At 72.3% G+C, this 23800-nt stretch carries 22 protein-coding genes and 1 pseudogene; 15 read left to right on the forward strand and 8 right to left on the reverse strand.

Annotation, left to right across the window (positions count from 1 at the left end):
• Positions 1–92: 92 nt before the first annotated feature.
• The 5 genes and pseudogenes from sigE to ACNNMR_RS28935 all read left to right on the forward strand — a co-directional run bounded on the left by sigE (position 93) and on the right by ACNNMR_RS28935 (position 5934).
• The gene (gene sigE, locus ACNNMR_RS28915) at positions 93–866 is read left to right on the forward strand and encodes an RNA polymerase sigma factor SigE (protein ID WP_419997608.1); all 774 of its coding nucleotides are present in this window, start codon (positions 93–95) and stop codon (positions 864–866) included.
• A complete protein-coding gene (locus ACNNMR_RS28920) occupies positions 863–1699 on the forward strand; it encodes an anti-sigma factor family protein (protein ID WP_419997609.1) in 837 nt (278 codons plus the stop codon). Before sigE ends, ACNNMR_RS28920 begins: the two co-directional genes overlap by 4 nt.
• A 1272-nt stretch (positions 1700–2971) precedes the next feature.
• Positions 2972–4525 (forward strand): annotated as a pseudogene (locus tag ACNNMR_RS28925) (S1C family serine protease); the annotation flags it as partial.
• Positions 4526–4683: 158 nt separating this feature from the next.
• The gene (locus ACNNMR_RS28930) at positions 4684–5175 is read left to right on the forward strand and encodes a sec-independent translocase (RefSeq protein WP_419997610.1); all 492 of its coding nucleotides are present in this window, start codon (positions 4684–4686) and stop codon (positions 5173–5175) included.
• A 126-nt stretch (positions 5176–5301) separates the two neighbouring features.
• Positions 5302–5934 carry a hypothetical protein gene (locus ACNNMR_RS28935; RefSeq protein ID WP_419997611.1) on the forward strand — a complete coding sequence of 211 codons (633 nt, stop codon included), beginning with the start codon at positions 5302–5304 and terminating at the stop codon, positions 5932–5934.
• 34 nt (positions 5935–5968) lie between these two features.
• Here ACNNMR_RS28935 and ACNNMR_RS28940 read toward each other — a convergent pair whose 3' ends face one another.
• Complete coding sequence (locus tag ACNNMR_RS28940; protein WP_419997612.1) at positions 5969–7105, reverse strand: Mrp/NBP35 family ATP-binding protein; 1137 nt, start codon at positions 7103–7105, stop codon at positions 5969–5971.
• Positions 7106–7180: 75 nt separating this feature from the next.
• Between ACNNMR_RS28940 and ACNNMR_RS28945 the strand changes: the two genes are divergently transcribed.
• Positions 7181–7912, forward strand: coding sequence for a hypothetical protein (locus tag ACNNMR_RS28945; protein ID WP_420000514.1), 732 nt, complete (start codon positions 7181–7183; stop codon positions 7910–7912).
• Between the two features lie 11 nt (positions 7913–7923).
• Here ACNNMR_RS28945 and ACNNMR_RS28950 read toward each other — a convergent pair whose 3' ends face one another.
• The gene (locus tag ACNNMR_RS28950) at positions 7924–8421 is read right to left on the reverse strand and encodes a hypothetical protein (protein WP_419997613.1); all 498 of its coding nucleotides are present in this window, start codon (positions 8419–8421) and stop codon (positions 7924–7926) included.
• Between the two features lie 22 nt (positions 8422–8443).
• Entirely contained in the window at positions 8444–9550 is a 1107-nt protein-coding gene (locus ACNNMR_RS28955) for a magnesium and cobalt transport protein CorA (RefSeq protein ID WP_419997614.1), read from the reverse strand.
• 437 nt (positions 9551–9987) lie between these two features.
• Here ACNNMR_RS28955 and ACNNMR_RS28960 point away from each other — a divergent pair, with 437 nt between their 5' ends.
• The gene (locus tag ACNNMR_RS28960; RefSeq protein ID WP_419997615.1) at positions 9988–10578 is read left to right on the forward strand and encodes a suppressor of fused domain protein; all 591 of its coding nucleotides are present in this window, start codon (positions 9988–9990) and stop codon (positions 10576–10578) included.
• 14 nt (positions 10579–10592) lie between these two features.
• On the opposite strand, the gene ACNNMR_RS28965 is transcribed toward ACNNMR_RS28960, so the two are convergent.
• Positions 10593–11507 (reverse strand): DMT family transporter, encoded by a 915-nt coding sequence (locus tag ACNNMR_RS28965; RefSeq protein ID WP_419997616.1) that lies wholly within the window; start codon positions 11505–11507, stop codon positions 10593–10595.
• Between ACNNMR_RS28965 and ACNNMR_RS28970 the strand changes: the two genes are divergently transcribed.
• Positions 11506–12999, forward strand: coding sequence for a PLP-dependent aminotransferase family protein (locus ACNNMR_RS28970; protein WP_419997617.1), 1494 nt, complete (start codon positions 11506–11508; stop codon positions 12997–12999). The genes ACNNMR_RS28965 and ACNNMR_RS28970 overlap by 2 nt on opposite strands.
• Before the next feature lie 229 nt (positions 13000–13228).
• Here the strand turns inward: ACNNMR_RS28970 and ACNNMR_RS28975 are convergent, their stop codons facing one another.
• Positions 13229–14455, reverse strand: coding sequence for an MFS transporter (locus ACNNMR_RS28975; protein ID WP_419997618.1), 1227 nt, complete (start codon positions 14453–14455; stop codon positions 13229–13231).
• Positions 14456–14618: 163 nt separating this feature from the next.
• Between ACNNMR_RS28975 and ACNNMR_RS28980 the strand changes: the two genes are divergently transcribed.
• Complete coding sequence (locus ACNNMR_RS28980; protein WP_419997619.1) at positions 14619–15257, forward strand: DUF6758 family protein; 639 nt, start codon at positions 14619–14621, stop codon at positions 15255–15257.
• Between the two features lie 10 nt (positions 15258–15267).
• On the opposite strand, the gene ACNNMR_RS28985 is transcribed toward ACNNMR_RS28980, so the two are convergent.
• Positions 15268–16029, reverse strand: coding sequence for a hypothetical protein (locus ACNNMR_RS28985; protein ID WP_419997620.1), 762 nt, complete (start codon positions 16027–16029; stop codon positions 15268–15270).
• 52 nt (positions 16030–16081) lie between these two features.
• The gene (locus ACNNMR_RS28990; RefSeq protein WP_419997621.1) at positions 16082–17293 is read right to left on the reverse strand and encodes a hypothetical protein; all 1212 of its coding nucleotides are present in this window, start codon (positions 17291–17293) and stop codon (positions 16082–16084) included.
• A 158-nt stretch (positions 17294–17451) separates the two neighbouring features.
• Here ACNNMR_RS28990 and ACNNMR_RS28995 point away from each other — a divergent pair, with 158 nt between their 5' ends.
• Positions 17452–18306, forward strand: a complete 855-nt coding sequence (locus tag ACNNMR_RS28995; RefSeq protein ID WP_419997622.1) for a PHP domain-containing protein — start codon at positions 17452–17454, stop codon at positions 18304–18306.
• Positions 18307–18368: 62 nt separating this feature from the next.
• Positions 18369–18974, forward strand: coding sequence for a MarC family protein (locus ACNNMR_RS29000; protein WP_419997623.1), 606 nt, complete (start codon positions 18369–18371; stop codon positions 18972–18974).
• Between the two features lie 3 nt (positions 18975–18977).
• Here ACNNMR_RS29000 and ACNNMR_RS29005 read toward each other — a convergent pair whose 3' ends face one another.
• Positions 18978–19136 (reverse strand): hypothetical protein, encoded by a 159-nt coding sequence (locus ACNNMR_RS29005; protein ID WP_419997624.1) that lies wholly within the window; start codon positions 19134–19136, stop codon positions 18978–18980.
• Between the two features lie 150 nt (positions 19137–19286).
• On the opposite strand from ACNNMR_RS29005, the gene ACNNMR_RS29010 reads away from it, so the two are divergent.
• From ACNNMR_RS29010 to ACNNMR_RS29025, 4 genes are read left to right on the forward strand one after another with little or no spacing between them, the layout of a single operon-like run.
• On the forward strand, positions 19287–21635 hold the full coding sequence (locus ACNNMR_RS29010; RefSeq protein ID WP_419997625.1) for an ATP-binding cassette domain-containing protein: 2349 nt from the start codon (positions 19287–19289) through the stop codon (positions 21633–21635).
• Positions 21636–21690: 55 nt separating this feature from the next.
• Positions 21691–22146, forward strand: coding sequence for a redox-sensitive transcriptional activator SoxR (soxR, locus tag ACNNMR_RS29015; RefSeq protein ID WP_419997626.1), 456 nt, complete (start codon positions 21691–21693; stop codon positions 22144–22146).
• A 40-nt stretch (positions 22147–22186) separates the two neighbouring features.
• Positions 22187–23068 (forward strand): alpha/beta fold hydrolase, encoded by an 882-nt coding sequence (locus ACNNMR_RS29020; RefSeq protein WP_419997627.1) that lies wholly within the window; start codon positions 22187–22189, stop codon positions 23066–23068.
• Between the two features lie 22 nt (positions 23069–23090).
• Positions 23091–23699, forward strand: a complete 609-nt coding sequence (locus tag ACNNMR_RS29025; RefSeq protein WP_419997628.1) for a hypothetical protein — start codon at positions 23091–23093, stop codon at positions 23697–23699.
• Positions 23700–23800: the final 101 nt, after the last annotated feature.

Consider the following 23800-nt stretch of genomic DNA (forward strand, 5'->3'; position numbering starts at 1 on the left):
GTCGGGTCACACTTACCGGGGGCTTACGCTCCGCCGGACGCGGCAAAAACCAGGGCAGATGAGCTTATCCGGAGCTAACGGGCGAGGTGGTTATGGTAGGGGGCCTACTGGACATCACCAGAGCCACAAGGGGAGGTGCGGCCACGTCCAGCCTCGGCGGAACGCGATCGCGTTTCCGCAGGCTAATGGGCGAGCCACAATCCGTGACCGACACCGCTGACAGCACCCGTACCGCCGACTCCGCTCCCGCCGCGGCCGACGTCAAGACGGCCCGATTCACCGTGGACGACAAGTCGGCCCAGGGGTGGACTCCGCCTTCATGGGAGGAGATCGTCAGCACCCACTCGGGCCGCGTCTACCGCCTCGCCTACCGCCTGACGGGCAACCAGCACGACGCCGAGGACCTCACGCAGGAGGTCTTCGTCCGCGTCTTCCGCTCCCTGTCGACGTACACGCCGGGCACCTTCGAGGGCTGGCTGCACCGCATCACCACGAACCTCTTCCTGGACACGGTGCGCCGCAAGCAGCGCATCCGCTTCGACGCGCTCGGCGACGACGCCGCGGAGCGGCTGCCGTCCAAGGAGCCCACCCCGCACCAGCACTTCAACGACACCCACTTCGACGCCGATGTCCAGCAGGCGCTGGACACCCTTGCGCCGGAGTTCCGGGCCGCGGTCGTGCTGTGCGACATCGAGGGCCTGTCGTACGAGGAAATCGCCGCCACGCTCGGCGTGAAGCTGGGCACCGTCCGCAGCCGCATCCACCGCGGCCGCTCGCACCTGCGCAAGTCGCTCCAGCACCGCTCGCCCGAGGCGCGTGCGGAGCGTGTCGCGTTCGCCGTGGCAGGGGAGGGCGGAGTCGCGTGACGACGTCGGGCGGGTCATCGCCTGCCGAGCATCATCTGGGCGACCGGCTCGCGGCGCTGGTCGACGGCGAGCTGTGTCATGACACCCGCGACCGGGTGCTGGCGCACCTGGCCACATGCCCGAAGTGCAAGGCGGAGGCGGATGCACAGCGGCAGCTGAAGAGCGTGTTCGCCGCCACGGCGCCGCCGCCCCCCTCCGCCGGGCTGATGGCCCGGCTGCAGAACCTGCCCGGCCTCGACGACGACGAACTCACCCCCGGCGGCGGCAATCCCTTCCGCCCCGACCCGGCCGCCGAGCTGACCCCGCTGCCCAGCACGCGGGCGGCGGAGCTGGTGGCGGCCGGCTCCGGTGAGATGCGCGCGGCGGAGATGGGGCGCGCGGGGCAGGGGTTCCGTATCCATGAAATAGCGCGACCGGGTTCGGCTTCGCGCGGGCGTCGCTTTGCGTTCGCGGCCGCCGGTGCGGTGTCGTTCGCGGCGATCGCGCTCGGCGGGGCGCTGCCGATCGAGGCGGCGGTGGACTCCAGCGGCACGCCGGACGGCGGCCGCGGCGGGCTCACCACCCCGGCGGGCTCGGGTGCGGGCGCGGACTCGGGGCCACCGGCCCCGAGCGCGACGCCGGGCGGCGGCGCGCAGGCGGGCGAGCAGGGGCGCCGCGGGCCGCGCACGATGGTCTATCCCTATACGGCACCGAATACGGCGCCGGCCCCGGCCTCGCCGGAGTCCGTGTCGTACACGCCGGTGCTTCCGGCCGTCTCCAACTCGCAGCTCGCGCCGGTTGCCTCGCCGCTGTCGCCGGGGGCGCGGACGAGCGGCTCGGCGGCGGGCAACTAGCCGCGGTCCGACCGCGGTCCGTTACGTCCCGGTCCAGGTGCCGGGGCCTTCACCCGGGGTTCACTCCGGGAACACGGTGCGTTTTGCATCGAAGCCAAGGCTGGCCGGGCCGTGCGGGCGGGCGCGTGGACCTGGTTGAATCTGCGGGGCCGGCCGGTGCCGATACGGTTGCCGGGCCGTGAGCGATTGGGGCGTCCCCGGCTCGGGCACGACCAAGAGCCTGGGGAAGCGTGCGAACTGGTTGGGGAGAACATGGACGAGGAGAAGCCGAAGTGGCAGCGCGAAGAGCGCGGCCCGCACGACTCCGAGGCCGACCTGGCCAGTCTCCATGAGGCGCGCAGGACGGCTCGCTCCTGGCGGAGCGGGGAGGACGAGGAGCAAGGCCCGGATGCCGCTGACGCGGCGAATCGTTCACGCGATGCGGTGCCGCCGCAGCGGGCGGGCGCGGAGGACGGCGAGCGGGCGGCCGGCTCGGGCGGGGACGAGCAGAGGGCTTCGACCCGCGATGCGCAGGGCGCTCCAACCCCCGGCGGCGACGTGCAGGGCGGTGGCCCGAGCCCCGGCCGCGATGTGCCAGGTGGCGCCTCGGCCTCCGGCCGTCCCCCTGGCGGCGACCGGCCGACCGCGGAGCTGCCGCGGGTAGCGGAGGACAGCGCCCCGGCGGGGGCGGGCGGTGCCGCGGCCCCTGCGAGTGGCTGGCTGGAGCCGACGGGCAACAGCCGAACGAGCGGCGACGGCCCCGCCCGGGACGACGCCCCCCAGAACCTGGCCGCGCAGGGCGGCGCCCCCCAGGGCCGCCCCGCCGAGCCTGGCGGCGCTCCCCAGGGCCGCCCCGCCGAGCCTGGCGGCGCCTACGGGCCCGCCTCCGGCGACACCCGACCCCCGGCCCCCGCAGCCCGTGCGGCCAACGCTCAGGAGGGCGCGGGCCCCCGCCCGGCTCCCGGCGACGGACCGACCTCGGAGCGCACCGACGCGACCTCCGGCAGCAACTCTTCCTCGGGCCAGGGCACTCCGGCAGACCGCGGCGGCGATGCCGGCCGCAAGGCCCCCGCTTCCGACCGGGGCGAGGCGGCCCGTACCGACCGCCCCGCCGCCGCGCCTGCGCCGGGCTCCAACGAGCGCGCTGGGCAGGGCGGTTACGGCTACCCGGGAGAGCGCGGCGGTGCTCCGTCCGGGCCTGAGCGCGGAGATGACCCCAACGGTCCTTCCGGACAGGGTGGTTATGGCTACCCCGGTGGCCGCGATGGCGCGCCGCCCGCACCCGGCAATCCTTACGCCGCGCCCGCGCAGGGCGGCATCCCCGGCCCCCGCGGCCCGCAGCACGCTCCGCCCGCCGGGCAGGGGCACCCGGGCCCGCATGGCGCAGGCGCGCCGGGGGCTGGTCCGCAGGGCGCGGGCCCCCATGGCCCGGGCACCCAGGGCGCCGGCCCGCACGCCGGTGGTCCGCAGGGCCCAGGCACCCAAGGCCCCGGTCCGCAGGGCGCTGGTCCGCACGCCGCCAGCCCGCAAGGGCCCGGTCCGTACGGTCCCGGGCCGCAAGGTCCGGGCGGCCCGGGCGGTCCCGGAGGGCCCGGCGTCCCGTACAACTCCGGCGTTCCGCAAGGCCCCGGTGCCCCCGGTCACCCCCACGGCGGCGGGCCGACCCCCGCCCAGGCCTGGCATCGCTACGACCCCTGGAGCGCCCCCCAAGCCCCCCTCTACGACGCTCCGCCACGCCGCCACCGCGGGCGGTCCATCGTCGCCGGTGTCGTCATCGCCGTGCTCGCCGGAGGCATCGGCGGGGGCGTCGGGGCGTACGTCGAGCGCAATGGCGGGGTCGGTGAGGTCAGTCTTGATCAGGCGCCCGAGGATGACGCTGCCGTCAAGCGGGATCCCAAGTCCGTGGCCGGGATAGCGGCCAAGGCGCTGCCCGGGGTCGTCACCATTCACACCCGGGGCAGCAGCGAGCAGGGGACCGGGACCGGCTTTGTGCTCAACAACAACGGGCACATCCTCACCAATAATCACGTCGTCGAGCCCGGCGCCTCCGACGGCGACATCACCGTCACCTTCAGCGGTGGCGAGTCCCGCAAGGCCACCATCGTCGGCCGCGACTCCGGCTACGACCTCGCCGTCATCAAGGTGAACGGCGTCTCCGGGCTGAAGCCGCTGAAGCTCGGTAATTCCGACTCCGTCGCCGTCGGCGACCCCGTCGTCGCCATCGGCGCCCCGTACGACCTCGCCAACACCGTCACCTCCGGGATCATCAGCGCCAAGGAGCGCCCGATCACCGCGGGGGGAGAGAAAGGCGACGGGAGCGATATTTCGTACGTCAATGCGCTGCAGACCGATGCACCCATAAATCCGGGCAATTCGGGCGGTCCGCTCATGGACGGCAAGGGGCGGGTCATCGGCATCAACTCCGCCATCCGCGGTGCCGACAACGGCACCGAAGGTGAAGGCGGCGGGCAGGGCGGGTCGATCGGGCTCGGGTTCGCCATACCCGTCAATCAGGGCAAGCGGGTCGCCGAGGAGCTGATCAATACCGGCAAGGCCACCCACCCTGTGATCGGCGTCACTCTCGACATGAAGTACACCGGCGACGGCGCCAAGGTCGGCCAGGAGAGCGGCGGGAAGTCGCCGGTCACCAAGGACGGCCCGGCGGACGACGCCGGCATCGAGCCCGGCGACGTGATCACCAAGGTGGACGGCGACCGCGTGCACAACGGCGAGGAGCTGATCGTCAAGGTCCGCAGCCACCGCCCCGGCGACAAGCTGAAGCTCGACGTCGAGCGCGACGGCAGCGAGCGCAGCGTCACCGTGACGCTGGGATCTGCCGGTGGCTGACAGGTAAACGTATGGCAATGCGGGGGTCCGCGGGCCCGAAGCCCGCCCCGCGGCACTCCCGCCACAGCATCGTTGCCAGGTACCGTTAGGTGGTCCCGGAACCGGCCGGGCCCGCCTCGTCTCACAAAGAGCGCAGTGGACATCGCAAGGAGTGACAGGTGTTCTTCGATATAGGACCCCTCGAGCTGGTCACGCTCATCATCCTCGCGGTGCTCGTCTTCGGCCCCGACAAGCTGCCGAAGGTGATCCAGGACGCGGCGCGGATCATCCGCAAGGTGCGGGAGTTCTCCGACAGCGCCAAGGACGACATCCGCAAGGAGCTCGGCCCGGAGTTCAAGGACTTCGAGTTCGAGGACCTCAACCCCAAGAACTTCGCCCGCAAGCACCTCCTGGAGAACGAGGACATCAAGGAGCTGCGCAACGGCTTCGACCTCAAGAAGGAGATGGCCGAGGTCACCGAGGCGGCCAAGACGGTCGGGGACGTCCACGATGACGACACGTCCTCGTCCGGATCGGCCGGCTCGTCCGGTTCCTCCGGGCGGACCAGCCTCACCAAGGGAGAGCCCAGCGACTCCCGCCCTGACCTGCGTAAAGACACGGGCGACAAGGGTACGGGAGAGGTTCCGCCGTACGACTCGGACGCTACCTGAGCATGGCCTGATCGCCACCTGATCGGCTCAGATATCAGACCAGATGCCTGTCCGCCCGTATGCGGGTGGTTATCCTCCTGTCTCGGTGACCATTCTTGAATTGGGCGGTCTAGGAGGCTGTGCGCAGTGGAGACGACGAGTCGGTCCGGGACCTCTCATGAGTCCGGGCCGCGGGGGGTCGACGAGTATCTGCGGGCGTCGTTCGCCTGGTACGGACTGGACGAGGCCTTTACGGGCCGCCGCTGGCTGCTGCGGACCGGCAGCGCGGCGGACGGCGAGATCGAGCACGGCTCGGTGGGGCACGGCGACGAGCCGTCCTTCGTGGCCGAGGCCGGCATGCGCGACCACCGCTTCACGGTGGTGGCGACGGTGGCGAGCCGCCCGGTGCGGCGCTCCGCGGACGGCACAGGCGTGCTCGACGCGACGTCGGTGTCCTCGGCGGCGTGGCTGGCCGGCTCCGGGCTGCTGAGCTGCACCTGGCCGCAGCATATGGAGCGCTCCATGCGCGAGGACTGGCTGGGCCAGCAGACCGCCGTGGCGTGGGAGCTCGCCGACGACCTGGAGGGCCCGGGCTGGTCGACGCTCGCCCTGCCGGTCGACGGGGAGCCGGTGCCCTTCCACTACCGCGAGTCCGAGTACGGGTGGGTGCTCGCCGGGTCCACGCAGAACAGCGTGCACCTGGGGGCGTACGGGCGCGGAATGAGCGCGTACGGGCTCGCCTTCAGCGTGATCAAGGACATCGCGAGCTATACGGAATGAGGCGGTGTGGGCCCCGTGAAAGGGGCCCACACGCTCAGAACTTGTTCCGGGGCGTGAGCCCCAGCGTCATGCCCGACAGGCCGCGCTGGCGGCCGCCCAGCTTGCCCGCCACCGCGCGCAGGGCCTTGCCCGCCGCGGAGTCCGGGTCCGTCAGGACCACGGGCTTGCCTTCGTCGCCGCCCTCGCGGAGGCGGACGTCGATCGGGATCGAGCCGAGCACCGGCACGTCCGCGCCGGTGGTCTTCGTCAGGCCCTCGGCGACGCGCTCGCCGCCGCCGGTGCCGAAGACGTCGACCATCTCGCCGCAGTGCGGGCAGGGCAGGCCCGCCATGTTCTCGACGACGCCGACGATCTTCTGGTGGGTCTGGACCGCGATGGCGCCCGCGCGCTCGGCAACCTCGGCCGCCGCCTGCTGCGGGGTCGTCACGACGAGGATCTCGGCATTCGGGATCAGCTGCGCGACCGAGATCGCGATGTCGCCGGTGCCCGGCGGCAGGTCGAGGAGCAGCACGTCGAGGTCGCCCCAGTAGACGTCCGCGAGGAACTGCTGCAGCGCGCGGTGCAGCATCGGGCCGCGCCAGACCACCGGGGCATTGCCCGGGGTGAACATGCCGATGGAGATGACCTTCACGCCGTTCGCCGCCGGCGGCATGATCATGTTCTCGACCTGGGTGGGCTTGCCGTCGGCGCCGAGCATGCGGGGCACGGAGTGGCCGTAGATGTCCGCGTCCACGACGCCGACCTTCAGCCCGTCGGCGGCCATCGCGGCGGCGAGGTTGACCGTAACGGACGACTTGCCGACGCCGCCCTTGCCGGACGCCACGCAGTACACCCGCGTGAGGCTGCCCGGCTTGGCGAACGGGATCTCGCGCTCGGCGGTGCCGCCGCGCAGCGCGGTGGCGAGCTCCTTGCGCTGCTCGTCGCTCATCACATCGAGCTCAACTGTGACAGACGTCACACCCTCAACGCCCTGTACGGCGTCGGTTACCCGTTGCGTGATCGTCTCCCGCATCGGACAGCCCGAGATGGTGAGATACACGGTCACGGCGACGGAGCCATCCGCCCCGATCTCTACCGACTTGACCATGCCGAGTTCGGTGATCGGCCGGTGGATCTCCGGGTCGTTCACCGTGGCGAGCGCGGCACGCACGCCGTCTTCTGTGGGAGCCATGCCCCAAGCGTACGGCGGCGGTGGGCAGGGCAGGAAAGTCAGGTCCATCACTCGACCGGTACGCTGCACCGCGTGATGAGGAAAGCAGCGGCACCGGCGGCAGTGCTCTGCGCCGCGGTGCTCACTGCGGTGACAGGTTGTGGCGACGATCCCGACGAGGGCACCAACGGTGTCGGCAAGCTGTCCGCCTCCGAGATCAGAGACAAGACCCTGGCCGCCGCGGGCAAGGCCTCGTCCGTACGGCTTGAGGGCAGCGTCGTCAGCTCCGGCCGGGTCTACAAGCTGGACATGCGGCTCACCCGGGACGGCGGCACCGGCGAGGTGTCGTCCAAGGACGGCACGTTCACGCTGCTGCGCATGGACAAGACGCTGTACATGAAGGCCGGCAGCGACTTCTGGATGAAGCAGTCGGCCGGCGAGAAGAACACCGACTCCAAGGCCGACAAGGCCGCCGCGGAGAAGCTCAGCGGCAAGTACGTGCGGGTGCCGGGCGACGACGCCTCGTACAAGCAGCTGTCCGGCTTCACGCAGATGCAGGTGCTGCTGGACGGCCTGCTGTCCATGCACGGCAAGGTGGAGGCCGGCGACCGCGGCGAGGTCGGCGGCGTACGGACCATCCAGCTGGCGGCGGGCGGCGGCAAGGGCGGCACGCTGGATGTGTCGCTGGAGGGCACGCCGTATCCGCTGCGGCTGGAGCGGGCCGGCGGCGCCGGGGTCGTGGAACTGGCGCAGTGGGGCGAGGAGTTCGCGGTCAACCCGCCGCAGAAGGACGATGTCGTGGATTACGGGGACCAGGTCAACTCGTAACCCCGGTGCCGTCAGCCGCGGTTCTTGCCGCGCCCGAACAGCAGCCGCGGCAGCGCCCGCGGGATCGGCCGGCGGGTGACCGCGGGGGATGCGGCCGGCGGGGCGGCGAGCGAGCCGGCCGGCGACTCCGTATCGGCCGGGCCCGAAGCCTCCAGGCGCAGCAGCCGGCACTCCCTCGCCCAGCGCTCGACGGCCTTTTCGCCGTCGTGGGCGTTGAGCCGCTTGCCCTTGAGGTCGGCGGCGGCGGCCTGCCAGGCGTCGCTGTCCGGGGCGAGTTCGGTGATCCGGGTGGACCAGGAGACGAGCCGGCCGCCCTTGTCCTTGCTACGGGCGACGATGACGGCGGTGCCGCCGTCGGCGAGGCCGTCGAGCGGCTGCTCGGTGGGGCCGTCGCCGACGATGTGGACGGCCCCCTCGTGCCATACGTGCCACAGGGCGCGGCCCTCGATCCAGAGCAGGCCGGACTTCTTGGCGGCTTCTTCGATCAGGGCGTTGCCGATCAGGGTCATACGCCGAGCGTACTAGTGGTGGCTACAGCCAGCCGTTGCGCCGGAAGCCGCGGTGGATGCTGAAGCAGATGGCGGCGATCACGACCATCACCGCCGGGTAGCCGTAGCGCCACTGCAGCTCCGGCATGTAGTCGAAGTTCATCCCGTAGATCCCGGCGATCATCGTCGGTACGGCGAAGATGGCCGCCCACGAGGTGATCTTGCGCATGTCCTCGTTCTGCGCGACGGTCGCCTGGGCCAGGTTGGCCTGGAGGATGGAGTTGAGCAGGTCGTCGAAGGACGCCACCTGCTCGTGCACCCGCGCCACGTGATCCGCCACATCCCGGAAGTACTTCTGGATCTCCGAGTCGACGAACCGCATCGGCCGCTCGGACAGCTGCTGCATGGGCCGCAGCAGCGGGGCCACCGCCCGCTTGAACTCCAGCACCTCGCGCTTGAGCTGATACACCCGCCCGGCGTCGCCGCCGCGCCGGCCGCGGGAGCCGCCGGGGGAGAAGACGTCGATCTCGACCTCGTCGATGTCGGTCTGCACGGCGTCGGCGACGCAGAGGTACGAGTCCACGATCTGGTCGGCGATCGCGTGCAGCACGGCGCTCGGGCCCTTGGACAGCAGCTCGGAGTCGTCCTCCAGGCGGTGCCGGAGGGAACGCAGCGAGCCCTGGCCGCCGTGCCGGACGGTGATGATGAAGTCCCGGCCGGTGAAGCACATGACCTCGCCGGTCTCCACCACCTCGCTGGTGGCGGTGAGCTCGGCGTGCTCCACGTAATGGATGGTCTTGAAGACGGTGAAGAGCGAGCCGTCGTACGGCTCCAGCTTCGGCCGCTGGTGCGCCTGGATGGCGTCCTCGACGGCCAGCGGGTGCAGGCCGAACTCCTTGGCGATGCCCTGGAACTCGTCCTCGGTCGGCTCGTGCAGGCCGATCCAGGCGAAGCCGCCGGTGGACCGGACCGACTTCATCGCCTCGGCGGGGGAGAGGCGCTCGGTGACGCGGCGGCCGTTGCGGTAGACCGCGCAGTCGACAATGGCGCTGCCGGTGGAGAAGTCGCGGGTGAGGTCGTAGGTGTACGCCGACTTGCCCCGCTGACGGACGGGACGGACGGCGGCTCGCAGGTCGCGGATCATCGACATGGGCAGGCTCCTTCGCGGATCCTGCCGCCGCGCGAATGGGGGCAGCACTGCCCGGAATGGGGACCTACGTTCGTCGTTGAACCCGTACGTCCGCAAAGCGGGCACCGCTGAAGATCACGGGGCGGCTGGTGTGCAGTGGCTGGTGCGTGGAACAGCTGCTCAACCGTCGGACGGGCGTGCCGGAGGAAGGGGAACCCTTGAGAATCCTCAGCAGGCGAAGGGTGGGACGGAAGAGCGGTTGGTACTGCAAGGTCGACTAGGGTCCACCTCAGCGCCACCTCCTCCGGTCCGGTCCCTCGATGGGGACGTTTGCCGTCGTGCGATCCGGGGCAAACTCTGCCCCCTTCGATCGCCTGCCAAGGTTACCAGCCGACCATAGCGACGGAGCCCGGTACGGCCGCCCGCCGCACGGTCTTTACGCGCTCTATGCTCGCCGTATGGCGACCGCACATGTACTCGCGCTCGTAGAGGCGCGCCTGACCTCGGCTTTCGGTGCACCCGAGGCGCGGGCCGGGGTCACCTTCCTCGGCACCGAACCGCTTGAGGTGCTGCGCTTTTCCGAGTCCCCGCTGGTGCGTTACGCAACCCTCGGCATGTCGGCGCAGCCGATGGTCGACCCGGCCGCCGCGCTCGCAGATCCGGTCCGCGGCCCGCGCGCTGAGCTGGTGCTTTCCGTACGGGGCGGCCGCGCGGATACGGACAAGGTGCTGAAGCCGCTGGCCGTGCTGGCGGCGTCCCCACAGGTCGAGGGCATCGTGGTCGCCCCGGGCGCGTCGCTCGACCTCGGCGAACCGCTGTGGCCGGGCGCGCCGTTCACGTCGGTGCTGGTCGCGGAGCCGGGCGGGCTGGTCGAGGACCTGGAACTGGACGAGCCGATGGACCCGGTCCGCTTTCTCCCGCTGCTGCCGATGACGGCGAACGAGGCCGCCTGGAAGCGCGTCCACGGCGCGGAGGCGCTTCAGGAGCGCTGGCTGGAGCGGGGGACGGATCTGCGGGATCCGCTGCGCGGGGCTGTGGACTTGGGCTGAGGCGGCTCCGAAGCTCACTTGCGCTGCGTCACCGCGATGCACGCCAGCACCACGATGGCCGTGACCGGCGCCGCCGGGGCCAGGCTCTCGCCGAGCAGGGACACCGCCCACACCAGCGTCAGCAGCGGCTGGGCCAGTTGCAGCTGGCTGGCGCGGCCGATGCCGATCAGGGCCATGCCGCGGTACCAGACGACCAGGCCGAGCACCTGCGAGCCGATGGCCAGCCACAGCAGCCCGGCGATCGTGTGGCCGGTCAGCTCGGCCGGCTCCTGGCTCAGCGCCAGGATGGCGCCGGGCACGGAGATGGGCAGGCACAGCACCAGCGCCCAGCCGATGACCTGCCAGCCGGGCATCGTACGGGCGAGCCGGCCGCCCTCCCCGTACCCGGCCGCGCAGATCAGCAGCGCCCCGAAGAGATAGAGATCCGCGACGCTCAGCCCGCCGCCGCCCTCGGAGAGCGTGAACGCGACCACGGCACCCGCTCCCGCGAGCGCCGCCGCCCAGAAGGTGCGGGAGTGCCGGGCGCCGGTCCGTAGCGCCGAATACGTGGCCGTGGTGAGCGGCAGCAGCCCGACCACGACGGCGGCGTGCGAGGTGGTGGAGGAGGTGAGGGCGAGGGTGGTCAGGAGCGGGAAGCCGATCACCACGCCCGCGGCGACGACGGCCAGCCCCGCCCAGTGCTTACGGGCCGGGGGCCGCACGCGCAGCACCGCGAGCGCCACCCCCACCAGCGCGGTCGCCAGCACCAGCCGGGTCATGGTGACGGACCAGGGTCCGAAGCCGTCGAGCGCCCACACGGTGCCGGGGAAGGTGAGCGAGAAGGCGACGACGCCGAGCGCGGCGAGGATCGTGCCGCGGAGGACGCTCGGGGCGGCGGTGCCTGGAACCGCTATCGTCCCCGTGGCGATAGCGCTATCGTGTGCTGTCATGCAACAGCGTAGCAGTGTGCAGGAATTGGCGAACACCCTGCGAGATGAGCTGAAGCGCTACTCGCCCGGGGAGAAACTGCCGTCCAGCCGGGCGCTCGTCGAGCGCCATCACGTCAGCCCGGTCACGGTCTCCCGCGCCCTCGCCGCGCTCGTCGCCGAGGGCCTCGTCAGCACCCGCCCGGGCGCGGGCGCCTTCCGCGCCGAGCCGCACCCCGCCGGCGTCCCGGAGGGCGATACGTCCTGGCAGACCGTCGCACTGAGCGCCGACACGACGGCCGGCGGGGTGCCGCGATCCGTGGACGCCTCCGGCGTACTGGCCACCCTCGCCACCCCGCCGCCCGGCGTGCTCGAGCTCAGCGGCGGCTATCTGCACGCGAGCCTGCAGCCGGAACGGGCCATGGCCGCGGCCCTCGCGCGGGCGGGCAGGCGCCCCGGCGCCTGGGAGCGGCCGCCCATTGAGGGTCTGCCCGAGCTGCGTGAGTGGTTCGCCCGCGAGATCGGTGGTGCGACAGGGTCGGTGGCCGCGGCGGAGGTGCTGATCACCGCGGGCGGCCAGAGTGCCCTGACCGCGGCGCTGCGCGCCCTGGCGCCGCCGGGCGCGGCGGTGCTGGTGGAGTCCCCGACGTACGCGGGCATGCTGGCGGCCGCCCGCGCCTCCGGGCTGCGGCCGGTGCCGGTGCCGGTGGATGCGGAGGGGGTGCGGCCGGAATTGCTGGCGGAGGCGTTCCGGGCGAGCGGGGCGCGGATGTTCGTCTGCCAGCCGCTGTTCCAGAATCCGACGGGGGCGGTCCTGAGCGCCGAGCGCGGCCGGGAGGTGCTGCGCATCGCGCGGGCGGCCGGGGCCTTCGTGGTCGAGGACGACTACGCGCGGCGGCTGGTACATGAGGACGCCGGGCCGCTGCCGCCGACGCTCGCGTCGCAGGACACGGACGGCGTGGTGGTCCACCTCAACTCCCTGACGAAAGCGACCTCCCCGAGCCTGCGCGTCGGCGCGCTGGCCGCCCGGGGCCCTGCGCTGCAGCGGCTGCGGGCGATCCAGGTGGTCGACAGCTTCTTCGTGCCGCGCCCGCTGCAGGAGGCCACGCTGGAGCTGGTCGGTGCACCGGCGTGGCAGCGCCACCTGCGCACGGTCGCGGCGGAGCTGCGGGTGCGCCGGGAGGCGCTGGTGGCGGGGCTGGTGCGGGAGTTCGGGGTGTCCGGGGCGGCGGGGCCGGCAGGTCCGGCAGGTCCGGCAGGTCCGGTGATCACTCATATCCCGGCCGGTGGGTTTCATGTCTGGCTGCGGCTGCCGGAGGCGGTGGACGAGGCGGCGCTGATGTCCGCCGCGTTGCGGCGCGGGGTGGCGGTCGGGCCTGGGCGGCCGTACTTTCCGGCGGAGCCGCCTGCCGGGTACGTACGGCTGAGCTTTATCGCGGTGGCGGGGGTGGGGGAGTTGGCCGAGGGGGTTCGGCGGCTGCGGGAGGCGTACGAGGAGGTGGCCGGCCCGCTGTGACCTTCGCGCCTGCCGGCGCGGTTTCCTGCGCTGCGCGCGGAAGTCCTCAATCGCCGGACGGGCTTGATTTTGGCTGGGTCGGGCGCGGTGGGTGCGGCCTTGCCCCGGGCCGTACGTGAAAGCCCCGCCGCCCGGGGGAGGGGAAAACTCCCGGGTGGCGGGGCTGGATTTGGGCCGGTCAGGCCAGTCGGGAGCCCCGGGCCGTCAGGCCGGTCAGGCCCTTAAGCCCTCAAGCCGTCGCCGGCACCGGCTCCGCATCCTGGTTACGGGCGTGGTCCTCCACCTCGTGCGTGAGCGAGCCGCGCCGCACCCACACGATCACCGCGCCGACCACCGCGGCGAGGGCCGCGACCACGAACGGGATGTGGATATTGCTCCACTCCTCGATCTTCGGAGCCAGATACGGGGCCGCCGCCGCGGCGAACCAGCGGACGAAGTTGTAGCCGGCCGAGGCCACCGGGCGCGGGGCGTCCGAGACGCCGAGGGCGAGTTCGGTGTAGACGGTGTTGTTCACGCCGATGAAGGCGCCGGAGGCGATGGTCCCCACGATCGCCGCCGTGTGGCTGCCGTAACCGATCACGAAGAGCACCGCCGCCAGCAGCACCAGCGACCCGCCCAGCACCTTCAGCGAGCCGAAGCGTTCCTGCAGCCGCGGGGCCACCAGCACCGAGAAGACCGCGAGCAGCACGCCCCAGGCGAAGAAGACGGCGCCGGAGCGGTACGGGGACATGTTCAGCACGAACGGGGTGAAGGCCAGCACCGTGAAGAAGGCGTAGTTGTAGAAGAAGGCGGAGGCGGCGGTGGAGGCCAGGCCGCCGTGGCCGAGGGCCTTGATGGGTTCGAGCAGCGAGGTCTTGCGTGCGGGCTTCGGCTGCTCCTTCAGGAAGACCGTGATGGCGAGGAAGCCGATGGCCATCAGCGCCGCGGTGCCGAAGAACGGATACCGCCAGCTGGCGTCGCCGAGCACCGCACCGACCAGCGGCCCGCAGGCCATGCCGACGCCCAGCGCCGACTCGTACAGCAGGATCGCGGCGGCGCTGCCGCCGGCCGCCGCGCCGACGATCACGGCGAGGGAGGTGGAGACGAAGAGGGCGTTGCCGAGGCCCCAGCCGGCGCGGAAGCCGACCAGCTGGCCGACCGTGTCCGAGGTGCCGGCGAGCCCGGCGAAGACTACGACCAGGGCGAGCCCGGTCAGCAGCGTCTTCTTGCCGCCGATGCGGCTGGAGACGAAGCCGGTGACCAGCATGGCGACGGCGGTGATCAGGAAGTACGAGGTGAAGAGCAGGGAGACCTGGCTCGGGGTGGCCTCGAGCCCCTTGGCTATGGAAGGCAGGATCGGGTCGACCAGGCCGATCCCCATAAACGCCACGACCGCCGCGCCCGCCGTGGCCCAGACGGCCTTCGGCTGCTTCAGCAGGCTTCCGCTGCCTTCGTCGAGTGGGTCCGCGGTGTGCATGGGCGCAAGTCCCCTTCCGGTGTCCTGTCGGTGCGGCCCTGTCGGGTCATTCAGATGTGCCCAGCATAAATTAGACAACCTAATTAATGCAAGTTACATCTATCCCCGCCGGACGGGTGATCGTCCTTGACGTCGGACCGGCCTTGGAGGACGGTATGGCCCTATGAGGGGCGAACCCAGTTGCCCGAAGTGCGGCGGGCGGGTCCGGGCGCCCGGTCTCTTCGCGGATTCCTGGCAGTGCGGCACGCACGGAGCCGTGCAGCCGCTGCAGCCTGTGGTCCCGCCGAGCGTCGAGGCGCTCGGCGTCGCCGTGCACCGCGCCGAGGTGCCGGTGTGGATGCCGTGGCCGCTGCCGCTCGGCTGGCTGTTCACCGGCGTCGCCTCCGCGGGCGACGACCGCAGCGGCGGCCGGGCCACGGCGGTGGCCTGCTCGGGCCCAGGACCGCTCGGCGGCCCCGGCGAACTGCTGCTGGTGGCCGAGGAGCTGGGCGTCGGCCTGGGCGCGCGCTATGCGGGCATCGACGGCCCCGACCCCGGCCCCTCGATGTGTACGGACAAGCCCCCGCACGCCAAGGTCGTCGCGGCCGGCCGCCCGACACCGCTGTGGCATGTGGGCGGCGCGCCGGACGACCGGGCGGTGTTCGCGGGCGAGGCCCGTGGGCTGTGGCTGTGGGCGATCGTGTGGCCGGAGCAGTCCGGGCTGCTGATGTACGACGAGATGGTGCTGACCGACCTCAGGGACGCGGGCGCGGAGATCGACCTGCTGCCGTGCGGGGCGCTGTCGCCGCGGCTACTGGGCTGAGCTCTGGAAGTCACACCAGGGATGGGAAGAGCTCGCTGAACCCGTCCGTCATGGAGATGCCGCCGGGTCCGTACGGCGTATTGAGCACCCATACGAGCCCCAGCAGGAAGGCGAGCAGCGCGGTGAACAGCCCGGCGAGCACCAGCTCCCGCGGCGTACGCCTGATCTGCAGCGCGAAGACCATCCCGATCGACACGATGGCGCCCGCGATCAGCCCGAACCACACCAGCTGCGGCAGCGTCGGCGAGGCGTCGAGCCCGCGCGTCTTGCGAGCCTGGTCGGCGGTGGTGAGCTGGTCGGCGAGGGCGTAGGAGGCGCGATTCTGCGCCTCGGTGCGGGGCTGGTAGTCCTGGACCGTCTGGCGCACCTGGTCCAGCAGCCGGTCGCCGCGCCCGGAGAGGCCCTGGCCGTCTTCCATCTGGTCCCACTCGTCGTTGATGGCGTACGAGACGTAGGCGTCCACCTGGCCGCGCAGCTTGTCCCGTACGTCCGGGGGCAGCACCGCGGCCTGCTCATTGATCTCATGCAGGGCGAAGGCCTCGGACTTCACCGTGTCCTGCGCGCCGTCGTTCGCATCCCAGACACCCGCGATGGCGAGTCCGAGCACGATGGCGTACACCACGCCGATCATCATCGTCATGTACTCGATGACGTCCGGCGTCGCTTCGGGATCGAAGGCGGCGTCGCGGCGGCGGGTCCGTACGAGCGCGATGAACGCGACGACGGCGGCGGCCGCCAGCAGCACGAAGGTCAGGACGAGCGTGTCGGACATCGGGGGCTCCTATCTACGGCCGGCAGCCAGGGCTGGCAGCTGGGACCGGCAGCTACGGCCGGGCGCGATGGCCGCGGGGGCGGTGCAGGACGGCGGCGAGCAGGGCGGGGACGACGATGACGAGGAGGAGGGAGGTGGTGGTGCGGTGCGGGCGGGCGGCTGCTTGGGTGGCGGATTTGTTGTCGGGAGCGGGGTGGAAGAAGGGCCGGGGGCGGGGCTGTTGGCGAGCCTGATCGCGCGGGCCAGCGCGCTCGGCGGGCGGAGCGGCGGGGGCAGCGCCGGGCGCGGGGGCGGCCCCGGGGGCGGGTGCAGCCCCGGCTGCGGCTGCGGCACCTCCACCGCTGGCTGCGCCGCCGCCACCGCCACCGCCGGCTCCAGCGCCTCCTCCGCCCCCGGCACCGCCGCCTCCGGCCGCCCCCGCCCCGCCACCCGCAGCACCGCCTCCGGCAGCACCCGCACCTGCGCCGCCCGCGGCACCACCGCCCTCGGCTGCCGCGCCTCCGTCACCGGCGGCCCCGGCACCCGCACCGGCAGCCCCGGGCGCAGGCGCTTCCGCCGCATCCGGTGCGTCAGGCGCCCCCGGCCCCGGCTCGGCCTCCGGCGGCGCGGGCGGCGGCTCGCCGGGCCCCGGCGGCTCGGGGCGGACAGGCGTGGGCGGTTCCGGCCGGGTCGGCTCAGGCCTGGGCTCCGGCTTCGGTACGGGCGCGGGCTCAGGCCGCTGCACCGCCTCCGGCGCGGGCGGCCTCGGCCCAGCGGGCGCCTCGGCGGCATGCGCGCCGGGCCCGTCGTCCGACTCACCACCGGGCCCCTCGGCCGCCCCCTCCGCAGCCTGCGCCCCCGGCCCGTCATCCGACTCGCCACCGGGCCCCTCGGCGGCACCCTCCGATGCCGCCTGGCCGGCGGAGTCGGTGAAGCCCCGCGAAGCCCGCGCCGGGAAGACGTAGTCCGCGAGGCCGTCCGAGGTGCGCGCCCGGCTGGCCGAGTCGGTGAAGCCCCGCAAAGCCCGCGCCGAGAAGGCGGCGCCAGCGCGGCCCTCTGAGGTACGCGCTCGGCCGGCGAAGACGGCACGACCTTCCGACTCCCTCGCCCCGCCGTCGAAGGCGGCAACGCTGCCGTCCGACCCCAGCCGCCCGCCGCCCTCCGCCGCCAGCCCCCCACCCATCCCGCCGGCCAAGACCACCACCGGCCCCACCCCCAGCACCGCCGCCGCGACCGCGCCTGACAAGGCGCGACGGCGGCGGTGGCCTCGCTCGGGGTGCTTCATAGGCGCAGGTGGCTCTTTGCTCTCGGAGGGCCCGGAGCCTCCGATTTAACACACGCAAACGTACTTAATCGCGCAAATCGGACAATGGGTTCGCATGGAGTCCCTCGCGCAGCGGACCCACGCAAGCCCCCGCGCACCCGCACCGTAAGGTGCAAGGCGTGCGCATCGACCTCCACACCCACTCCACCGCGTCCGACGGCACCGACACTCCCGCCGAACTGGTCGCCAACGCCAAGGCCGCCGGGCTGGACGTCGTCGCGCTGACCGACCACGACACCACCGGCGGCTACGCCGAAGCCATCGCCGCCCTCCCCGATGGCCTGACCCTCGTCACTGGCGCCGAGCTCTCCTGCCGCCTGGAGCCCGAGGGCATCGGCCTGCACATGCTCGCGTACCTCTTCGACCCCGACGAGCCGAACCTGAAGCGCGAACGCGACCTCATCCGCAACGACCGCATCCGCCGCGCCCAGGTCATGACGGACAAGCTCATCGGCCTCGGCGTGCCCATCACCTGGACCCGGGTTCAGGAGATCGCCGGGGACGGCGCCGTAGGCCGCCCGCATGTCGCCACCGCCATGGTCGAGGCGGGAGCCATCGGTGAAGTCGGCGACGCGTTCACCGATGAGTGGATCGGCAATGGCGGCCGGGCGTACGCGCACAAGCACGAGCTCGACCCGTACAAGGCGATCCAGCTGGTCAAGGCCGCTGGCGGGGTCACGGTCTTCGCGCACCCGCAGGCCGTGACCCGCGGCCGCGTCGTGCCGGTCGGGGCCATCGCCGGGCTCGCCGAGGCCGGGCTCGACGGGATTGAGGTTGATCACATGGATCACGACGCCGATATCCGTAAGCGGCTCCGCGGCCTGGCCGGCGACCTCGGGCTGCTGGCCACCGGTTCCAGCGACTATCACGGCAGCCGCAAGGTGATCGCCCTCGGCGAGAACACCACGGACCCGCAGGTCTACGAGGAGATCGTCGATCGCGCCACGGGCGCGGAGCCGGTCCGGAACAGCTAAAAACCCGCGACCGTACGGCGCGGGTGTAAAGAGTAGATCAATAAGGCTTTAGGCTTTTGGGTGTGTTTGACCTCGCCCTCTTCGGGTCGGTCTTCGTCACCCTCTTCGTGATCATGGACCCGCCCGGCACCACGCCCATCTTCCTGGCGCTCACCTCAGGCCGACCCCTGAAGGTCCAGCGCAAGATGGCTCTCCAGGCCGTCGCGGTCGCGTTCGGCGTGATCGCCGTCTTCGCGGTCGGCGGTCAGCAGATCCTCGACTATCTGCATGTCTCCGTCCCCGCGCTGATGATCGCGGGCGGGCTGCTGCTCCTGCTGATCTCGCTCGATCTGCTCACCGGGAAGGCCGAGGAGCCGACGCAGACGAAAGACGTCAACGCCGCCCTCGTACCCCTCGGGATGCCCCTGCTCGCCGGACCCGGAGCGATCGTCACCGTCATCCTCGCGGTGCAGCACGCGGACGGCGCGAACCAGTTGGCCGCGGTCTGGGCGGCGATCGTCGCCATGCATCTCGTGCTGTGGCTGACGATGCGCTATTCGCTGCTGATCATCAAGGTGATCAAGGAGGGCGGGGTCGTGCTCGTGACCCGGCTGGCGGGCATGCTGCTGGCTGCGATCGCCGTTCAGCAGATTGCGAACGGCGTCACTGGTTTCATCGAGGCCGCCTAGCGGTCATGCCGCGAAGCGGTCCTCCTCGGCCGGACGGATGTACAGACGCTGACCTGTCTCGGCCGCTTTCTGGACGATGCGTTCGACGGAGGCGGCGTCCACGACGGTGGAACCAACGGCACGGCCGTCTATGTCGTCCAGGCGCACGATCTCGAAGTCCATCGACTTCTCCCTTCGTCTAGATCCAGCGTGATCGGTTTTCCTCCGTTCACAACAAGATGGCGCCACCAATCATTCCCTACGCTAAAGAAACTTTCTCGTCGAGGATGATCTCGGCGGCCTGACCTGCGACAACCTGCGACAATCGACGGCATGCATGACCGATTCGTCCGGGTCCGCGGCGCCCGCGAGCACAACCTCAAGGCCGTCGACGCCGACATCCCGCGCGACGCCCTGGTCGCCTTCACCGGCGTTTCCGGCTCCGGCAAGTCCTCCCTCGCCTTCGGCACGATCTACGCCGAGGCGCAGCGCCGCTACTTCGAGAGCGTCGCCCCGTATGCCCGCCGCCTGATCCACCAGGTGGGTGCACCGCGGGTCGAGGAGATCAGCGGCCTGCCACCCGCCGTCGCCCTCCAGCAGCAGCGCGGCGCGCCCACCTCCCGCTCCTCGGTCGGCACCCTCACCACCCTCTCCAACTCCCTCCGCATGCTCTTCTCCCGCGCGGGGGAGTACCCGCCGGGCGCCGACCGCCTCGACTCCGACGCCTTCTCCCCGAATACGGCCGTCGGCGCCTGCCCCACCTGCCACGGCCTCGGCCGCGTCCACGAGGCGACCGAGGGGTCGCTGGTCCCCGATCCGTCGCTGTCCATCCGCGACGGCGCCATCGCCGCCTGGCCCGGCGCCTGGCAGGGCAAGAACCTCCGCGACATCCTCGGCGCCCTCGGTTACGACCTCGACCGCCCCTGGCGCGAGCTGCCGCAGGCCGACCGCGACTGGATCCTCTTCACTGACGAGCAGCCCGTCGTCACCGTCCACCCGCAGCGCGAGGCCCACCGCATCCACCGCCCGTACCAGGGCACGTACCAGAGCGCCAAGCGCTACGTCCTGCACACCTTCGCCGACTCCAAGAGCGAGCCGCTGCGCCGCCGCGCCGAATCCTTCCTGGTCAGCGCCGACTGCCCGGAGTGCGGCGCCCGGCGTCTCGGCCGCGCCGCCCTCGCCGTCCGCTTCGCAGGGCGTGACATCGCCCACCTCGCGGCACTCCCCGTCGCCGCCCTCGCCGACCTCCTCCGTAAACCGGCCGCGGGCCCCGACGACGAGGCGGCCACCCTCCTCGCCCGCGACCTCGTCGCCCGCATCGAGGTGCTCGCCGAGCTGGGCCTCGGCTACCTGAGCATGGACCGCGCCACCCCGACCCTCTCCACCGGCGAGCTGCAGCGGCTGCGGCTCGCCACTCAGCTGCGGTCGGGTCTTTTCGGGGTCGTGTACGTACTGGACGAGCCGTCCGCCGGGCTGCACCCCGCCGACGGGGAGGCGCTGCTGGGCGTGCTGGGGCGGCTGCGGGAGGCGGGCAACTCGCTCTTCGTGGTCGAGCACGACATGGATGTCGTACGGCGGGCCGACTGGATCGTGGACGTCGGGCCGCGGGCGGGGGAGCACGGCGGGGAGGTGCTCTACAGCGGGCCGGTGGCGGGGCTGGCGGAGGTTGCGGAGTCGCGGACGCGCGGCTTCCTCTTCGAGGGCGAGCAGGTCAGCGAGCGGCAGCGTGCGGCCGGGCGGGAGCCGGCGGAGTGGCTGCGGCTGCGGGGGATCACTCGGCACAATCTGCGGGATCTGGATGTGGACGTGCCGCTCGGGGTCTTCACCGCGGTGACCGGGGTGTCGGGCTCGGGGAAGTCGACGCTGGTGGGCGAGATCGCGGCCGGGGCCGAGCAGGCCGTCGACCGCCTCGTCCAGGTCGACCAGAAGCCCATCGGCCGTACGCCCCGCTCCAACCTGGCCACCTACACCGGCCTCTTCGACACCGTACGCAAGGTCTTCGCGGCCACCGACGAGGCGAAGGCGCGCGGCTTCACCGCCTCCCGCTTCTCGTTCAACGTCGCCGCGGGCCGCTGCCCCGTCTGCCAGGGCGAGGGCTTCGTCTCGGTCGAGCTGCTCTTCCTGCCGGGCACGTACAAGCCCTGCGAGGAGTGCGGCGGCACCCGCTACAACGCTCAGACCCTGTCGGTCCGCTACCGCGGCGCCACCATCGCGGATGTGCTCGACCTGACGGTCGACGCGGCGGCCGACTTCCTGGCGGACGTACGGCCGGCGGTGCGGTCGCTGCGCACCCTGCGGGACGTCGGCCTCGGCTATCTGCGGCTCGGCCAGCCCGCCACCGAGCTCTCCGGCGGCGAGGCGCAGCGGATCAAGCTCGCGGCGGAGCTGCAGCGGGCGCATCGCGGGCACACGCTGTACCTGCTTGACGAGCCGACGACCGGGCTGCACCCGGCGGACACGCAGGTGCTGCTGCGGCAGCTGCACGGGCTGGTCGACGCGGGGAATTCGGTCGTTGTCGTGGAGCACGACATGGGGGTGGTCGCGGGGGCGGACCGGGTGCTCGACCTGGGGCCTGGCGGCGGCGCGGAGGGCGGGCGGATCGTGGCGGCCGGGACGCCGGCGGAGGTGGCGGAGGCGGAGGGGAGCCGGACGGCGGCGTATCTCCGGAGGGAGCTGGCGTAAGAAGCCGCTGTAAGAAGCTAAACCGCGGTTGAGGTCCTGAGTTAGCCTGGAGCGCATGATCCAGCACCACCTCTCCCCGGAGGCCACGGAAGCCACCATCGGCGAGCTCGCCGACCGCAGCGGCGTCCCGCACTCCGCCCTGCGGTTCTACGAGCGGGAGGGGCTGATCAGCAGCCGCAGGACCAGCGGCAACCAGCGCCGCTACAGCCGCGACACGCTCCGCCGGGTGGCCTTCATCCGCGCCGCCCAGCGAGTCGGCATCCCCCTCGCGGACATCCGCGAGGCGCTGTCCCTGCTGCCGGAGGAGCGCACCCCGACCCGCGACGACTGGGCCCGTCTGTCCGAGAACTGGCGCGACGAACTCAACGACCGCATCCAGCGCCTGGAACGCCTCCGCGACAACCTCACGCTGTGCATCGGCTGCGGCTGCCTGTCCATCGATGCCTGCGCGCTGGCGAATACGGGCGACCGGCTGGGGGAGCGCTTCGGGCCGGGGGCGCGGGGGCTGTAGCCGTACCGCGGTGGCAAGCGGGCCCTTGTAGCCTCCCCGTATGAGCAAGCCGCCCTTCCTCGACCTGCCCGCCGGGGCCACCGCCACCCGTCTCGCGACCTCCCGCGGCACCTTCGCGGCCCTCGACGCCGGTACGGGCCGCCTGGGGACCGTGCTGCTCATCCCCGGCTTCACGGGGAGCAAGGAAGACTTCATCGCGCTGCTGGAACCGCTCGCCGCGGCCGGCTACCGGGCGGTGGCGGTGGACGGCCGCGGCCAGTACGAGACGCCGGGCCCGGAGGACGACGAGGCGGCGTACGCGCAGGAGGCCCTGGCCCGCGACGTGCGGGCGCAGGCGGCGGCGGTACGGGACGCCGGGCCCGGCCCGCTGCACCTCCTCGGCCACTCCCTCGGCGGCCACATCGCCCGCACCGCGGTGCTCCTGGACCCGTCCGAGTCCCCGTCCCCCTTCGCCTCGCTCACGCTCCTGAGCTCGGGCCCGGCCGCCGTGGCCGAGGGCCAGCAGCAGCGGCTGAAGCTGCTCACGGACGCGCTGCGCACGATGCCGATGGCCGACATCTGGCAGGCCATGCGCGCCCTCGACCCCCCGGAGGCCGCGGACGACCGCACCCCGGACACGATCGGCGACTTTCTCCGCCGCCGCTGGCACACCACACAGCGCGCGCAACTCCTCGCCACAGCCCGCCAGTTGGCAACGGCCCCGGACCGCGTCGCGGAACTCGCGACCACCCCGCTCCCGAAGCACGTGATCTCGGGCGCCGTGGACTACGCATGGCCGGTACACCTCCTGGACGACATGGCCGAGCGCCTCACCGCCCACCGCACGGTGATCACCGGCGCGGAACACTCCCCGAACGCGGAGCGCCCGGCGGAGACCGCGGCTGCGCTGGCGGACTTCTGGGCGGCGAACCCGGGGTCGTAGCGCGGGCCTTAGGGTGCTGCACATGTCGCGCAGCCATTGGACGTACAGCCTGGTGCAGGTGCAGAACGGCCCACCGCACAAGGTGAGCCGCGACAACGGGTCGGGGAGCGCCGACACCATCGGCTGGCTGGTGCGGACCCTCGATCCGGGGAGCGACTTCCGGATCGAGGACATCGACTTCAAGCCGATCGTGCACGCGACGACGGAACGGGACGGCAAGCGGCATTCGGTGCACCGCATCGACGATGAGCACGGCGCCCTGCTGGGCCGGATCACCCGACGCCGCCGCCGCTTCCGCCGAGCGATCTGGGACATCCAGCCGGCCACCGGCCCGGCGGTCCGCGCCTACCGCGGACGGCTGCTGTGGTGGGCGGTGTGGCTGGCCTACCTGCCGGTCAACGTCCTCATCGGTGCCGTCCCCGCGATGCTCCTGGACGACGCCGCTTGGGTCGGCACCCCGCGCCGCCTGATCTGGCGCGAGGGCGGCCACCGCGCCCACCTCACGTATCGCGGCGTCGCCGACGAGTACCAGGTCCACGAGGAAGGCTGGGACCCGCGGCTCGTAACGGCACTGGTGGGCCTCCATGCCCTGCTGGACCCGCCGACGGACGAGGACGGCCGGCGTATGTAGGCGAGAGCAACGGCAGCCCGTAGGCGAGAACACCCGCCGCCCGTAGCCGAGAACCCGGCCGCCGCCAGCATCCCCAAAAACCAACCCACCCGCCCCTGCTG

Origin of the sequence: Streptomyces boninensis (assembly GCF_048572725.1) — a bacterium.
Taxonomy (GTDB): domain Bacteria; phylum Actinomycetota; class Actinomycetes; order Streptomycetales; family Streptomycetaceae; genus Streptomyces; species Streptomyces boninensis.

Bases quoted from the DNA above. Each gene is read 5' to 3' on its own strand.
- sigE (WP_419997608.1), top strand. From the start codon at position 93: ATGGTAGGGGGCCTACTGGACATCACCAGAGCCACAAGGGGAGGTGCG.
- ACNNMR_RS28940 (WP_419997612.1), bottom strand. From the start codon at position 7,105: ATGGCTCCCACAGAAGACGGCGTGCGTGCCGCGCTCGCCACGGTGAAC.
- ACNNMR_RS28945 (WP_420000514.1), top strand. From the start codon at position 7,181: ATGAGGAAAGCAGCGGCACCGGCGGCAGTGCTCTGCGCCGCGGTGCTC.
- ACNNMR_RS28950 (WP_419997613.1), bottom strand. From the start codon at position 8,421: ATGACCCTGATCGGCAACGCCCTGATCGAAGAAGCCGCCAAGAAGTCC.
- ACNNMR_RS28955 (WP_419997614.1), bottom strand. From the start codon at position 9,550: ATGTCGATGATCCGCGACCTGCGAGCCGCCGTCCGTCCCGTCCGTCAG.
- ACNNMR_RS28960 (WP_419997615.1), top strand. From the start codon at position 9,988: ATGGCGACCGCACATGTACTCGCGCTCGTAGAGGCGCGCCTGACCTCG.
- ACNNMR_RS28970 (WP_419997617.1), top strand. From the start codon at position 11,506: ATGCAACAGCGTAGCAGTGTGCAGGAATTGGCGAACACCCTGCGAGAT.
- ACNNMR_RS28965 (WP_419997616.1), bottom strand. From the start codon at position 11,507: ATGACAGCACACGATAGCGCTATCGCCACGGGGACGATAGCGGTTCCA.
- ACNNMR_RS28975 (WP_419997618.1), bottom strand. From the start codon at position 14,455: ATGCACACCGCGGACCCACTCGACGAAGGCAGCGGAAGCCTGCTGAAG.
- ACNNMR_RS28980 (WP_419997619.1), top strand. From the start codon at position 14,619: ATGAGGGGCGAACCCAGTTGCCCGAAGTGCGGCGGGCGGGTCCGGGCG.
- ACNNMR_RS28985 (WP_419997620.1), bottom strand. From the start codon at position 16,029: ATGTCCGACACGCTCGTCCTGACCTTCGTGCTGCTGGCGGCCGCCGCC.
- ACNNMR_RS28990 (WP_419997621.1), bottom strand. From the start codon at position 17,293: ATGAAGCACCCCGAGCGAGGCCACCGCCGCCGTCGCGCCTTGTCAGGC.
- ACNNMR_RS29005 (WP_419997624.1), bottom strand. From the start codon at position 19,136: ATGGACTTCGAGATCGTGCGCCTGGACGACATAGACGGCCGTGCCGTT.
- ACNNMR_RS29010 (WP_419997625.1), top strand. From the start codon at position 19,287: ATGCATGACCGATTCGTCCGGGTCCGCGGCGCCCGCGAGCACAACCTC.
- soxR (WP_419997626.1), top strand. From the start codon at position 21,691: ATGATCCAGCACCACCTCTCCCCGGAGGCCACGGAAGCCACCATCGGC.
- ACNNMR_RS29020 (WP_419997627.1), top strand. From the start codon at position 22,187: ATGAGCAAGCCGCCCTTCCTCGACCTGCCCGCCGGGGCCACCGCCACC.
- ACNNMR_RS29025 (WP_419997628.1), top strand. From the start codon at position 23,091: ATGTCGCGCAGCCATTGGACGTACAGCCTGGTGCAGGTGCAGAACGGC.